Raw genomic sequence first — 14,384 nt, forward strand, 5'->3', positions numbered from 1 at the left:
CTCGACCGCAAAGCCCTGCCGAAGCCGGAATTCGGCACGCGCACGGTCGGATACCGCGGGCCCACCACACCCGCGGAGGAAGCGGTCGCCACGGCCTTCGCCGCCGTCCTCGGTGTCGACCGCGTGGGGGCCGACGACAGCTTCTTCGATCTCGGTGGAGACTCGCTCAGTGCCACCCGTGCGGTGGGACGCATCAACAGCGCGCTGGACACGAGTCTGGGTGTCGCGGCGTTGTTCGACGCACCCGTGGTGTCCGATCTGGCCGTCCGGATCGACTCGGACGTGATGACGAGTTCGGCCTCCCCGGCGCTCACCGCTACGGCGCGGCCCGAGCGGATTCCCCTATCCCTCGCGCAGCAGCGCATGTGGTTCGTCAACCAGTTCGACACCTCCTCACCGGCCTACAACATCCCGATCGCCCTGCACTTGGACGGGGTAGTGGACCTGGCTGCACTACGAGCGGCACTCGGCGACGTCATGGAACGCCACGAGTCGCTGCGGACCGTGTTTCCCGGTTCCGCCGACGGACCCCGGCAGGTGATCGTCGACTCCACGCTCGCGGCCCCCGACCTCGATCCGGTCCCGGTTGCCGAAGGAGCCCTTCACGACTCGCTCACCGCATTCCTCGGCGTGGGATTCGACGTCACCGAGGACCTTCCGATCCGGGTGAGGCTGTGGACACTCACTCCCGAGCGGCACGTCCTCGCCCTCGTCGCGCACCACATCGCCGCCGACGGCTTCTCGATGGCGCCGCTGGCGCGGGACGTGATGCTCGCCTACACCGCCCGGGCACAGCAGCAGGCACCCAGCTGGGCGCCGCTGCCCGTGCAGTACGCCGACTACAGCCTGTGGCAGCGACAGGCTCTGGGCACCGAAGACCAGCCCGATTCGATGATGTCCGGTCAGCTCGGGTACTGGGTCCGGACGTTGTCCGGCATCCCGGACGTGCTGCCATTGCCCCTGGACCGGCCACGACCCGTCCAGCGGTCCTTCCTCGGGGCCGTCGTCCCGTTCGACATCCCGCCGTCCGTCCACGGAGCTCTGGCCGATCTTGCACGACAGTACAATTCGACGCTGTTCATGGTGGTGCACGCCGCGCTGGCCGTGCTGCTGGAGAGGGTGTCGGGATCGGACGACGTGGTAGTGGGAACCCCGATCGCGGGCCGGGGCCACGCGGCACTCGACGACGTCGTGGGGATGTTCGTCAACACGCTGGTGCTCCGCACACCGGTGGCGCCAGGATCGTCGTTCGCCGACCTGCTCACCGCCGTGCGGTCGGTGGACCTCGGCGCGTTCGAGCACGCAGACCTTCCCTTCGAGCGGCTGGTGGACGAACTCGCACCCGAGCGGTCGACCGCGCACTCACCCCTGTTCCAGGTGTTGCTCGAATTCCAGAACGCCACCCGAACCCACCTGGAACTGCCCGGGTTGACCGCCCGGTCGCTCGACGTCGATCTGGACGTCGCGAAGTTCGATCTGCAGCTGAGCCTGGTGGAGCGGGTCGACGAGCAGGGCGTGCCTGCCGGGATCAGCGCCGGCCTCCGCTACGCGACCGACGTGTTGGATCGCGCGTCGGTGGAGAGTTTCGCCGAGCGCTTCGCGCGGGTGATCGCGGCCGTGACCACCGACCCGGCCGCGCCCGTCGGGGACGTCGACATCCTCCACGCGCCCGAACGCGAGCTCCTGCTCACCGCCGCGCATCGGCCGGGGACCGATGTCCCACCGCTGTCGCTCGTGGATGCGTTCGATCGCATGGTGGCATCCGCGGGCGATGCCGTCGCGGTGCGCTGCGACGACGCGTCGGTGACGTACCGCGAGCTCGACGACCGGGCCAACCGGCTCGCGAGACTGCTGGTGGAACAGGGGGCAGCCGCGGAAAACCTGGTGGCGGTGGGGATGACGCGGTCGATCGACCTCGTCGTGGCAGTGCTGGCGGTGGTGAAGTCGGGTGCCGGGTACCTTCCGGTGGACGTGGCCTCTCCTGGCGAGCGGTTGGCCTTCCTGCTCGGCAACGCCCGGCCGAAGTGTGTGCTCACCACGACCGCGGACGCCGGGACCTTCCGCGGCGCCGGGGTTCCGGTAGTTGTTGTGGACGACCCCGAGACAGTGACCGCGCTGCAGCGGCTGTCGTCGCTGCCGGTGACCGACGCCGACCGCCGTGCTCCGCTGCACCTGGACTCGGTGGCGTACGTGATCTACACGTCCGGTTCCACCGGGCAGCCGAAGGGCGTGCAGGTCTCGCACCGCAATGTGATCACGTTGCTGGCGAACACCCAGACGCTGTTCGGATTCGGACCGGCCGACGTGTGGACCATGTTCCATTCCGCCGCGTTCGACTTCTCGGTGTGGGAAATGTGGGGAGCGCTCGCGCACGGTGGCCGGCTGGTGCTGGTGGACTACTTCACGGCGCGCTCACCCGCGAAGTTCCTCGAACTTCTGCGCGACGAAACAGTCACGGTCGTGAATCAAACCCCCACCGCCTTCTACCAATTGGCGGAGGCCGATCGTCTCGCCGGTGGACCCGGCCTGTCGCTGCGGTATGTCATCTTCGGCGGGGAGGCCCTCGAGTTCGGCCAGTTGCGGCGCTGGTACGCACGCCGGGGCGACACCGCGCCGGTCCTGGTCAACATGTACGGCATCACGGAAACGACCGTGCACGTCAGCCACCTGCCGATCGCCCGGGACCTCGTCGAGGAGGAGCCCGCATCGGTGATCGGCCGGGGACTGCCCGGACTGCGCGTGTACGTGCTCGACGGACGACTGCATCCGGTGCCGCCGGGCGTGGTCGGGGAGATGTACGTCTCCGGGGCTCAGGTCGCACGTGGCTATCTCGGCCGGCCGGCCCTCACGTCCGGCCGATTCGTCGCCGACCCCTTCACTCCCGGGGCCCGGATGTACCGGTCCGGCGACCTGGGCAGGTGGAACGCACGCGGACAGCTGGAGTACCTCGGCCGCAACGACCTCCAGGTGCAGGTGAAGGGCTACCGGATCGAACTCGGTGAGGTGGAATCGGCGCTGCTCGCGTGCGAGGGGGTGGCGCAGTCTGCCGTGACGGCACGCGGGGACCGGTTGGTGGGGTACGTGGTGCCGGAGACCGGTGTCGCGATCGACCCGGCGGCGATCGTCGATGCGGCCGCGGAGCGATTGGCGTCGCATATGGTGCCGGCCGCTGTGGTGGTTCTCGACGAGATGCCGCGGACGGTGAACGGCAAACTCGATCGGAAAGCGCTGCCCGAACCGGACTTCGGACAGCGAGTGACCGTGGGGCGCGGTCCGGTCACCGAGACGGAACGTACCCTCGTGGACCTGTTCGCGGAGGTCCTCGGCCTCGACTCGGTGGGGGTCGACGACTCGTTCTTCACCCTCGGCGGGGATTCGATCATGTCCATCCAGCTGGTCACCCGCGCCAAGGCCGCCGGGATACTGATCTCGCCACGCGAGGTGTTCGAACGCAAAACCGTTGCCGGGCTGGCCGCGACGGCCGGAACGGATGTCGGGACGGTGGTTCTCGACGAGCTGCCCGGGGGCGGGATCGGCGAGATTCCGCTGACTCCGATCGTGCGGTGGATGCTCGCCCGAGGTGGGGATTTCCGCCGCTACTCGCAGTCCGCACTGTTCACGCTGCCCGCTACGGTGGACGACGACACCCTGACGGCGGCGCTGCAGGCCGTGCTGGATCGGCACGACCTGTTTCGGGCGCGGTTGTACCGCACGTCCCGCACCGAAGAGGGCTGGTCGATGGAGGTGCAGGCAGAAGGATCGGTGCGGGCGGCGAGCGTTCTCCGCCGGGGCCGGACGGACGATGTCGGCGCCGAACTCGACAGTGCCCTCGATCGGCTGGACCCGGAGTCGGGCGTGATGATGCAGGCGGTCTGGCTGGGCGGGGGTGACCATCCGGGGCGCGTGCTGATCGTCGTCCATCATCTGGCGATGGACGGCGTGTCCTGGCGGATCCTGATCCCCGACCTCGCGGCGGTGTGCGCGCAACTGCAGTCCGGCGCGGCACCGGCGCTCGAGCCACCGGGGACGTCGATGCGCCGGTGGGCGCACGCCCTCGCCGACGCCGCGCGTGAACCCCAGCGCACCGCCGAGGTCGAACTGTGGCGGGGAATGCTCAACGCGCCCGACCCGCTGCTGGGGTCGCGCCCGGTGACCGTGTCGGACACCGCTGCGACCGCCGCGCACTTCGCGGTACGCGTTTCTGCCCCGTTGACCGAGACGCTCCTGACAACCGTGCCGCGGGCCTTCCACGCCGGTGTGGGAGATGCGCTGCTGATGGCACTGACCATGGCGCTGACGAGTTGGCGGCGACGGCGTGGGATCGAACTCCCCGGCGCGCTGGTGGGTCTCGAGGGGCACGGTCGTGAGGAGCAGGTGGTGCCGGGCGCAGATCTCGCGCGCACGATCGGCTGGTTCACCACCCTCTTTCCGGTGCGACTCGATCTGAGCGGGGTGGACCTCGACGACGCGTTCGCCGCGGGCCCGTCCGTGGGGGTCGCGATGAAGACCGTGAAGGAGCAACTCCTCGTCGTTCCCGACCACGGCATCGGTTTCGGACTTTTCCGATACCTGAACGACGATACGGCGCAGGTTCTTTCGCCGCTGCCGATGCCCCAGGTCAGCTTCAACTATCTCGGCAGAATGGGCCGGACCGCCACGGAGACCGACGAGGGGTGGGTGCCGGTCGAGGAACCGGGACTGCGCGAGAAGTCGGCGGTGCCCGTCGCGGCCGTCGTCGACGTCAACGCGATGACCGTCGACTCGGGCGACGGCCCCCAGCTGAACTCCACGTGGACGTACCCGCCGGGCGTCCTCACCCACGAGGAGGTCGAGGAACTCGCGCAGCTGTGGCTGCAGGCGCTCGCCGCTCTCGGCACGCATGTGGAGTCGGGTGGCGGCGGGTTCACGCCGTCGGATCTCGATCTCGTCGAACTTCGACAGGATGCGATCGAGGACCTCGAACACGCCTGTCCGGACCTGACGGACGTGTGGCCGCTGTCGCCACTGCAGTCCGGCATGCTCTTCCACTCCGAACTCGCCGACGACTCCCTCGACGCCTACCTGGTGCAGGTGAGCCTCGAACTCGAGGGCGCCGTGGATCCGCCTCGACTGCGCCGCGCGGCCGATGCCCTGCTGGACCGGCACACCAATCTGCGCGCCTGCTTCCGGCACGACGCCGACGGCAACGCCGTTCAGGTGATCCGCCGAAGGGTGGAGGCGCCCTGGTGCGAGGTCGATCTCACGGCTCTCGACGAGGACGCTGCGGCGTCCGAGGTCGCGCGACTGCTGGCCGAGGACCGGGTCCGCCCGTTCGACCTGACGCGTGCCCCGCTCATCCGGTTCATGCTGATCGCGACCGCGCCGAACCGCTACCGGCTGGTGTCGACGAACCACCACATCCTCCTCGACGGCTGGTCGATGCCGTTGCTGGTCCGGGAGTTGCTGACGCTGTACGCCACCGACGCGGACCCGTCGCCGCTGCCCCGCGTCCGCGGGTACCGCGACTACCTGGCGTGGATGAGCCGCCGAGATCAGGGCGCCTCCGGTGAGGTGTGGGCTCGGGCCCTCGCCGGGGTGGACGGACCGACGTTGCTGGCCCGCTCGGATCTGGGACGGCGGCTGTCCACGATGTCCGACGAGTTCGTCTTCGACCTGGACGAGGACCACACCACCCGCCTGCGTGACGTCGCGCGTTCGCGGGGACTCACCGTCAACACACTCGTTCAGGTCTCGTGGGGGATTGTGCTGGGTACGTTGACCGCCCGAGATGACGTGCTGTTCGGCACCACCGTCTCGGGGCGGCCCCCCGAACTGGCCGGCATCGAGACGATGGTCGGACTGTTCATCAACACACTGCCCGTCCGGGTGAGGCTGCGCCCCGACGACACGGTGGGCGCCCTGCTGGAACGGGTGCAGGCCGAGCAGGCGGCGTTGCTGGATCACCACTACCTCGGGCTGGCCGAGATTCAGAGTGCCGCCGGGCCGGAGGTCGGATTCGACACGTTGACGGTGTTCGAGTCGTACCCCGTCGACCGCGCCGGGCTCTCCACCCAGACCGACATCGCCGGAATGCGCGTCGCCGGAGTGGACGCGCGAGATGCGGCCCACTATCCGCTGAGCCTCGTGGCATCCGTCGACGCTCGTCTGCGCCTGAAGTTCGAGTACCTCCCGGACGTCTTCGACGCGGACACCATCGACGACATCGCCGGACGCGTGCTGCGAGTGCTCGACGCGTGCACTCGTCCGGACCAGCCGCTGGCCGCGCTGTCGCTGCTGACCGACCGGGAGCGCGCCGACCTGGTGCCGGTCCGCGGCGGTCCGGGCGGGTCGACCCGCACGCTGCCGCAGATCCTCGAAGAGGGGGCCGCGCTCGATCCGGGCGCGATCGCACTGTCCTCCGAGGAGGGCGACGTGCGCTACGGCGATCTGGACGAGCGGTCGAATCGCCTCGCGCGCGCACTCATCGCGCGTGGGGCGGGCCCGGAGACGTTCGTGGCCATCGGGATACCGCGGTCCCTCGACTCGGTGCTGTCGATGTGGGCGGTGGCGAAGACCGGTGCGGCATTCGTGCCGATCGATCCGAACTACCCCGACGAGCGCATCACTCACATGCTCGTCGATTCCGGAGTCACCCTCGGTGTGACCACGACCGAACACCGAGACCGGCTCCCGGGCACCGCACACTGGCTGATCCTGGACGAGCCCGGCTTCGCGACCGAGTGCGCCGAGCGGTCAGGGGCACCCGTGACCGATGTCGACCGGAGCGGTCCGGTCACGCTGGACACCGCCGTGTACGCCGTCTACACGTCTGGGTCCACGGGTGTGCCCAAGGGCGTGGTGGTCACCCATCGCGGACTGGACAACTTCGCTCTCGACCAGCTCGAACGTTTCGGTGCGACACCGCAGTCCCGGACTCTGCACTTCTCCACACCGAGTTTCGACGGGTCGGTGTTCGAGTACCTGCAGGCCTTCGGTGCCGGCGCGACGATGGTGATCGCGCCGCCCACCGTGTTCGGTGGCGACGAACTCGCGCGGCTGCTGGCCGACCGGAGCGTGACCCACGCCTTCATCACCACCGCTGCGTTGGCGTCACTCGATCCGGCCGGGCTGGCGCAGCTCACGGACCTGGTGTTCGGCGGCGAGGCCTGCCCGCCCGAACTCGTCGCCCGCTGGGCGCCGGGCCGCCGGCTGTACAACGCGTACGGACCGACCGAGACGACGATCATGTCCAACATCAGCGAGCCGATGGTCCCCGGGCACCCGATCACCATCGGCGGGCCGATCCGCGGGGTGACGGAACTGGTGCTCGACTCCCGGCTGCAACCGGTCCCTGTGGGGGTTCCGGGCGAGTTGTATCTCGCCGGGGCCGGCCTGGCCCGCGGCTACCACCGCCGACCGGCACTCACCGCCGAGCGGTTCGTCGCCGACCCCGTCCGTCCCGGGGAGAGGATGTATCGCACCGGCGACATCGTGCGGTGGACGGCAGACCACAGCATCGAGTACGTGGGCCGCACCGACTTCCAGGTGAAGGTGCGCGGTTTCCGCATCGAACTCGGCGAGATCGACTCCACCCTCATGTCGGAACCGGACGTCGGATTCGCCGCCACTCTCGCGCATCGCGGTCCTGCGGGGGACACCCTGCTGGTGTCGTACGTCGTTCCGGCGTCGGGTCGGTCCCTCGACACGGCGGTACTCACCCGGCACCTGGCGGACCGTCTGCCGTCCCACATGGTGCCCACCTCGATCACGGTGCTGGATCGCATTCCACTGACGGCGGTCGGCAAGCTGGACCGCACGGCACTGCCCGAGCCCGACCTGCTCTCCGGGACGGGGCACGACCGGGTGCCGGTCGGTCCGATCGAGGAAACGGTGGCCGGCGTCTTCGCGGACGTACTCGGACTGGGGCGTGTCGGCGCCGACGCCGGTTTCTTCGACATCGGCGGCAACTCCCTGAGCGCCACCCGGGTGATGGCGCGGCTGCGAGCGTTGCTCGGCACCGAGTGTGGGGTGCGTGATCTGTTCGAGGCGCCCACGGTCGCCGCGCTGGCGGCACGGATCGAGCACGCCGGTGCGGAGCAGTCCGGACGACCGGTGCTCGCGGCCCGCACCCGGCCAGAGGACATTCCGCTGTCGTTCGCGCAGCAGCGGATGTGGTTCGTCAACCAGCTCGACACCACCTCCGCCGCCTACAACATTCCGATCGTGGTGACACTCAGCGGGGACCTCGATGTGGGAGCACTGAATTCGGCGCTCACCGATGTCGTCGCCCGGCACGAGTCGCTGCGTACGATGTTCCCGGTCCGCGGCGACTGGCCGGTTCAGCAGATCCTGCCCGCCGCGGGTGCGGTGCCCGCACTGATCCCCGGCACCGTCTCGGACGAGCAGTTGCGGGAGGAACTGACCCGGCTGGTCTCGGCGGGTTTCGATGTCACCGTGAGACTTCCGCTGCGGGTCGGGCTGTATTCACTGAGCACCACCGAGCATGTACTAGCCGTGGTGGTGCACCACATCTCGGCAGACGGGTTCTCGATGGTCCCGTTGGTGCGCGACGTGATGACAGCGTACGGCGCCCGCGTCTCGGGCGGCGCGCCCGACTGGGCACCCCTGCCGGTGCAGTACGCCGATTACGCCCTGTGGCAACGGGAGTCGCTGGGTTCGGACGACGACCCTCAGTCGTTGATTTCGCGGCAACTCGACTACTGGACGACCGCGCTGGCCGGCGCCCCCGATCTCCTGGAACTCCCCACGGATCGGGATCGGCCGTCCCAGCAGTCCTTCCGCGGCGAGCGCATCCACTTCTCCATCGACAGCGACCTTCACCGGCGCATCCGGGAGTTGTCGCGACGGCTCGGCTCCACCGAATTCATGACCGTGCATGCCGCCCTCGCGGTGTTGCTCAGCCGCCTCGGTGGAACCCCGGACGTCGCCGTCGGCACCCCGATCGCCGGCCGGGGAGAGCCCGCACTCGACGATCTGGTGGGCATGTTCGTGGGCACTCTCGCACTGCGCACGCAGGTGGATGCGGCCGAGTCGTTCACCGCCCTGGCCGCGCACTGTCGCGACGTCGACCTCGGCGCCTTCGCGCATGCCGACGTTCCGTTCGAGCGGGTGGTGGAGGCGGTCGGGCCGACCCGATCGACGGCGTATGCGCCGCTCGTCCAGGTCTCGCTGGAATTCCAGAACAACGAGCGGCCGGTCCTGACATTGCCGGGACTGGAAGTTCGTGGAATCGATCCCGGGCTCGCCGTGGTCAAGGTGGATCTCGAATTCCTCCTGGCGGAGGAGCTCGACGCGAACGGTGCGCCCGCGGGGATGAACGGCGCCGTCGACTTCGCCGCCGATCTCTTCGACTCCGACACGGTCCGTGGCTTCGCCGACCGCTTCGTGCGGATCCTCGACGCCGTCACCGTGAACCACGACCGGCCGATCGGCGACCTTCCCCTCCTCGACGAGGCGGAGTTGCGGGCGATGGCCCCTGCCCGCGGCGCGCCGGAGGTGCGCCCCGAGCTGTGGCCCGACCTGCTGACGGCCGCCGCCGCGCTCGACCCGGACTCGGTGGCCCTGTCCTTCGAGGACCGGCGCGTGACCTACCGCCAACTCGACGAGTGGTCCAACCGGGTGGCCCGGGTTCTCCGCGGCCGCGGGGTGGGACCGGAGACGTTCGTGGCTGTCGGCATGCCCCGGTCGATCGAGTCGGTGATCTCGATCTGGTCGATCACCAAGACGGGCGCGGCGTTCGTGCCCGTCGACCCCACCTACCCGCGCGACCGTATCGAGTACATGCTCACCGATTGCCGGGCTGCGCTCGGCCTCACCGTGAGAAGTCGCCGGAGCACCCTGCCCGACACCGTTCCGTGGCTGATCCTCGACGACGAGGACTTCGCCGCGCAGGTGGCGGACGTGTCGCCGGCACCGATCACCGACGAGGATCGGACGACTCCGTTGCACCTCGCCCACCCGGCCTATCTCATCTACACGTCGGGGTCCACCGGAAGACCGAAGGGCGTGACCGTCACCCACCGGGGCATGGCCGATTTCACCGTGGAGACGCACGAACGGTTCCAGGTCACGCACGAGTCCCGGGTCTCGCAGTTGGCGTCCCCGAGCTTCGACGCGTCGGTGTTCGAGCTGATGATGGCGTTCAGTGCGTCGGCGCGCGTCGTGATCGTGCCGCCTGCCGTCGTCGGGGGCAGCGAACTGGCGGATCTGTTCCGTCGCGAGCAGGTGACCCATGCGACCATCACGCCGACCGCGCTGGCGGCCCTCGACAACGACGGACTCGATTCGCTCCGGGTCCTGGATCTGGTGGGCGAGGCGTGCCCGCCGGAAGTGGTGGCGCGGTGGGCGCCGGGGCGGAGCCTGCACAGCGGGTACGGGCCCACGGAGACCACGATCCAGGCGAGTGTCAGCGCCGCGATGCGACCAGGTGAGGGTGTGAACATCGGTTCACCCGCACGGGGTTTCGCGTTCCTGGTCCTCGACGAGCGGCTGCAGCCGGTCCCGGTCGGCGTGCCGGGCGAGTTGTACATCGCCGGACCGGGTATGGCACGCGGGTACCACAACCGGTCGGCGCTCACCTCGGAACGATTCGTCGCCTGCAATTTCGGGGAACCGGGCACCCGGATGTACCGGACCGGCGACGTGGTGCGCTGGCAGAAGTCGGCGAGCGCAGCGACGGGGAATGTCGCACGCGACAGCACGCTCGAGTACATCGGGCGCAGCGACTTCCAGGTGAAGGTCCGTGGTTTCCGCATCGAACTCGGGGAGATCGACGCCGTGCTCGCCCGTCACCCGGCGGTTGCCTTCGCCGCCACCATCGGCCACACCGGCCCGTCCGGTGACACCGTGCTCGCCTCGTACGTGCGGGTTCAGGACGGACAGGAGGTGGAGCCCGCGGGGCTGCGCACCTACGCGTCCGAGCGCCTGCCCACCCACATGGTGCCGTCCGCGGTGGTCGTTCTCGATCGGATTCCGATGACCCCGGTGGGCAAACTCGACCGGAAGGCGTTACCCGCACCGGAATTCGGCTCGACCGGTGCGGCGTTCCGGGCACCGGCCACGGACAACGAGCGCATCGTCGTGGACGCCTTCGCGGAGGTTCTCGGGGTGGACCGGGTGGGCACCGCGGACAGCTTCTTCGATCTCGGCGGAAATTCGCTCCTCGCCACCAGGATCGTCAGCGCATTGCAGGCCGCGCTGGACCGGCGGGTTCCGCTGCAGTGGATGTTCCTCGACCCGACACCGGCGGGGATCGCCCGCCGCCTGGACCTTCCACACCGGAGCGCCGGTATGGAAGAGGCACTCGCCGTGGTGATTCCGCTGCGTGCGCAGGGAAGCGGGCGACCGCTGTTCTGCGTGCATCCGGGCATCGGCCTGTCCTGGGGGTACGCAGGTCTGGTGCGGTATCTCCCTCCCGACCGGCCCGCATACGGACTGCAGCTGCCCACGATCAGCGGTGACGGCGACTACCGGACGATCGAGCAACTGGCCCATCGATACGTCGAGGAGATGCAGGCCATCCAGCCCACCGGCCCGTACGACCTGCTCGGCTGGTCCCTCGGCGGGGTCATCGCGCACGCCATGGCCGTCGAACTGCAGAGGGCCGGCGAAGAAGTCGCGACACTCGCCGTCATGGACAGCTACCCCGTGGGCGGCGAGGACCCGCTGGTCGGCAGGCTGGAGATCCGGGACCTCCTGCGCGGGCTGGGACTCCAGACCGAGGGAGACGGTGAGATGACCTACGAGCACGCGGCCCGGTTGATCGACGAGTCGTTCGGGACCGAGACCGGAGTGCGAGGGCACGACCTCGAACGGATCACCGCGGGATACGAGAATTCGAGGTGGCTCGCCCACCACTTCGTGCCGCGGGTCTACGACGGGGACCTGCTCATCTTCCCCGCCAGGCACGACGGGAACGGCGCGACCCGTGCGCGGTCGGCGGACGAGTGGCGGCCGCTCGTGACCGGCCGGATCGACGAGCGGCCCGTGGACTGCGGGCACAACGAGATGATCGAGCCGCAGTCCCTCGCCGTCATCGGGCCGGTCCTCTCGCGCGCGCTCTCCGAACGGCCGTGAATCGGGTCAGGCGATGCGGAACCGGGGGAGACCGCGAATCGGCCACTCGCCGTTGACGTCCGATGCGTCACGGCCCTGCCGGACGAGGTAGTCGGCGAAGTCGCGTTGCCGTTCCGCGTGCCAGCCGGCCTGATGGCTCATGATGTCCAGGGCCCGCAGATTCGGATACTCCTGCGCGAGCGTCCGGGCGAGGTGCGCGGCGGCGATCGCGTCGGCCTCGGCCTCGTGGGCGTCCTCCAGCGCGATGCCGTAGTGCTCGCACACCGCGCCGAGAGTGCGCCTGCCCTTCCGATACCGGTCCATCTCGCGGTCGATGACGTAGGGATCGACCACGATGCCGGTGACGAGTTCGGTCAGCCCGAGGCGCAGGCCCTCGGTGTGCATGACGGTCAGGTCGTAGGAGGCGTTGAACGCGACGACGGCATGGTCGCGGGTCCACGCGTCGTGCAGAGCCTCGCGGATCTCGCCGTACCCGGTGGCGTAGTCCTGTCCGTGGGACCGGGCGTACTCCGTGGAGATTCCGTGCACGTCCGAGGCGCCCTGCGGGATGGGAACCTCCGGGTCGAGCAGCCAGGTTCGCGACTCGAAGTGGTGAGCGTCGACGACGGCGATGCACGCGGAGACGATGCGGGCGTCGGTGGGGTCGGGTCCCGTCGTCTCCAGGTCGAACGCGCAGATCGGTCTGTCCGACCAGCTGGTCATGGGGGCCTCTCGGTGGTGATTCGTTGCCCGCCCAGTATCTGCCGCTGCAGGCGCCGGATCCGGGACCGACACGGCGGGGATCCCAGGTTGTCGCGGCCGGTCGCCGGGGGTATCGTGTCCTCCGGTCTGCAGTTCCGAGGTCGTGAACTGCCCTTTCGAGAGAGCAAAGGAGGTGTGGCATCCGATGAGAAGCCAACCTCCGAGTACCAACTGAAACCGTTCCACCGGTAGGTGCGCGGTTTCACGGTCCGTGTTCCTCAGCGCCGTTCCGCGCTGCCCACTTTCCCTCGAAAGCCCCGTGTCATGCCTCAGCTGCGCCCGATCCGTTCCCTCCTCCCCAGCCGTTCCGCCGGTCTGTCCGACGCCGACGCCGGTCACGCGGTGACCCGCCGGCCCGTCGAACCGACGCCTGCGGAGGAAACTGTGGTCAACAGCGCCGTCTACCGCGACGGCCGGAAGACGGCCACCCCGGCCACGCTGTCGGAGGCTCTCGCGAGCCTGCCGGACGCGTCGTCGATGGCGTGGATCGGGATGTACCGGCCGAACGACGCCCAGTTGTACGCGGCAGCAAAGCAATTCGACCTGCACGAGCTGGCTGTCGAGGACGCGATCGTCGCCCATCAGCGGCCCAAGCTGGAGCGTTACGGCAAGACACTGTTCGTGGTCCTGCGCGCCGCGCGCTACTGCGACGAGACCGAGCGCGTCGAATTCGGTGAGCTGCACGTCTTCTGCGGTCCGACGTTCGTGCTCACCGTCCGGCACAGCGAATCCCCCGACCTGTCGGCGGTCCGCCGGCGGATGGAGAGCAACCCGGACCTGCTCCGGCTCGGACCCGAGGCGGTTCTCTACGCCATCCTCGACGCCGTGGTCGACGGGTACGCGCCGGTGGTCGCCGGACTGCAGAACGACATCGACGAGATCGAGACCGAGGTGTTCAGCGGAGCGCCGGGCGTGTCGCGGCGCATCTACGAACTCACCCGCGAGGTCATCGAATTCCAGAGGGCCACAAGGCCGCTGCTCGGGATGCTGCGCGGGTTGTCGGCGGGATTCGAGAAGTACAACACCGACGAGGAACTGCAGCGTTATCTGCGTGACGTCACCGACCACGCGACGGTCGTCGTGGAGCGGGCCGACGGCTTCCGTCAGCTGCTCGGGAACATCCTCACCGTCAACGCCACCCTGGTGTCGCAGGAGCAGAACGAGGAGATGCGCAACCTGACCCAGGCCAGCTATGCGCAGAACGAGGAGATCAAGAAGGTGTCGGCGTGGGCGGCGATCCTGTTCGCGCCCACCCTGATCGGGACGGTCTACGGCATGAACTTCGACCACATGCCCGAACTGCACTGGGTCGGTGGGTATCCGTTCGCCCTGTCTCTGATGATGCTCACCTGCGCCGGGCTGTACACGATCTTCAAACGCCGCGGCTGGTTGTGAGCGAGGCCGGCTGCGGGCAGTGCCCGCAGCCGGCCGGCGCCTGCTGTCAGAGTTCGTCGACGCAGACGACGAACTTGCGCTCGGGGTATTCGTATCCGTTGGACGACGTGCTGCACGAGTCCACGGACGTGGCGCCCTGCACGATCTCCGTCACCTTCACGCCGTCGACGGCG

General features: G+C 69.1%; 3 protein-coding genes. 2 read left to right on the top strand and 1 reads right to left on the bottom strand.

What is annotated here, in order from left to right; all coding sequences use genetic code 11:
• On the top strand, nucleotides 1-12,075 hold a 12,075-nt coding region (locus tag AZG88_RS15835), incomplete at its 5' end, for an amino acid adenylation domain-containing protein (RefSeq protein ID WP_156517499.1).
• 6 nt (nucleotides 12,076-12,081) lie between these two features.
• Here AZG88_RS15835 and AZG88_RS15840 read toward each other — a convergent pair.
• On the bottom strand, nucleotides 12,082-12,777 hold the full coding sequence (locus AZG88_RS15840) for a 3'-5' exonuclease (RefSeq protein ID WP_005243892.1): 696 nt from the start codon (nucleotides 12,775-12,777) through the stop codon (nucleotides 12,082-12,084).
• Nucleotides 12,778-13,080: 303 nt separating this feature from the next.
• Here AZG88_RS15840 and AZG88_RS15845 point away from each other — a divergent pair, with 303 nt between their 5' ends.
• Nucleotides 13,081-14,211 (top strand): magnesium and cobalt transport protein CorA, encoded by a 1,131-nt coding sequence (locus AZG88_RS15845; protein WP_005253068.1) that lies wholly within the window; start codon nucleotides 13,081-13,083, stop codon nucleotides 14,209-14,211.
• Nucleotides 14,212-14,384 lie beyond the last annotated feature (173 nt).

The organism is Rhodococcus sp. LB1 (genome assembly GCF_001583455.1).
Taxonomy (GTDB): domain Bacteria; phylum Actinomycetota; class Actinomycetes; order Mycobacteriales; family Mycobacteriaceae; genus Rhodococcus_F; species Rhodococcus_F opacus.

What these genes read in the sequence shown, in the direction of transcription:
- AZG88_RS15840 (WP_005243892.1), bottom strand. Translation starts at nt 12,777, where the DNA reads ATGACCAGCTGGTCGGACAGACCGATCTGCGCGTTCGACCTGGAGACG.
- AZG88_RS15845 (WP_005253068.1), top strand. Translation starts at nt 13,081, where the DNA reads ATGCCTCAGCTGCGCCCGATCCGTTCCCTCCTCCCCAGCCGTTCCGCC.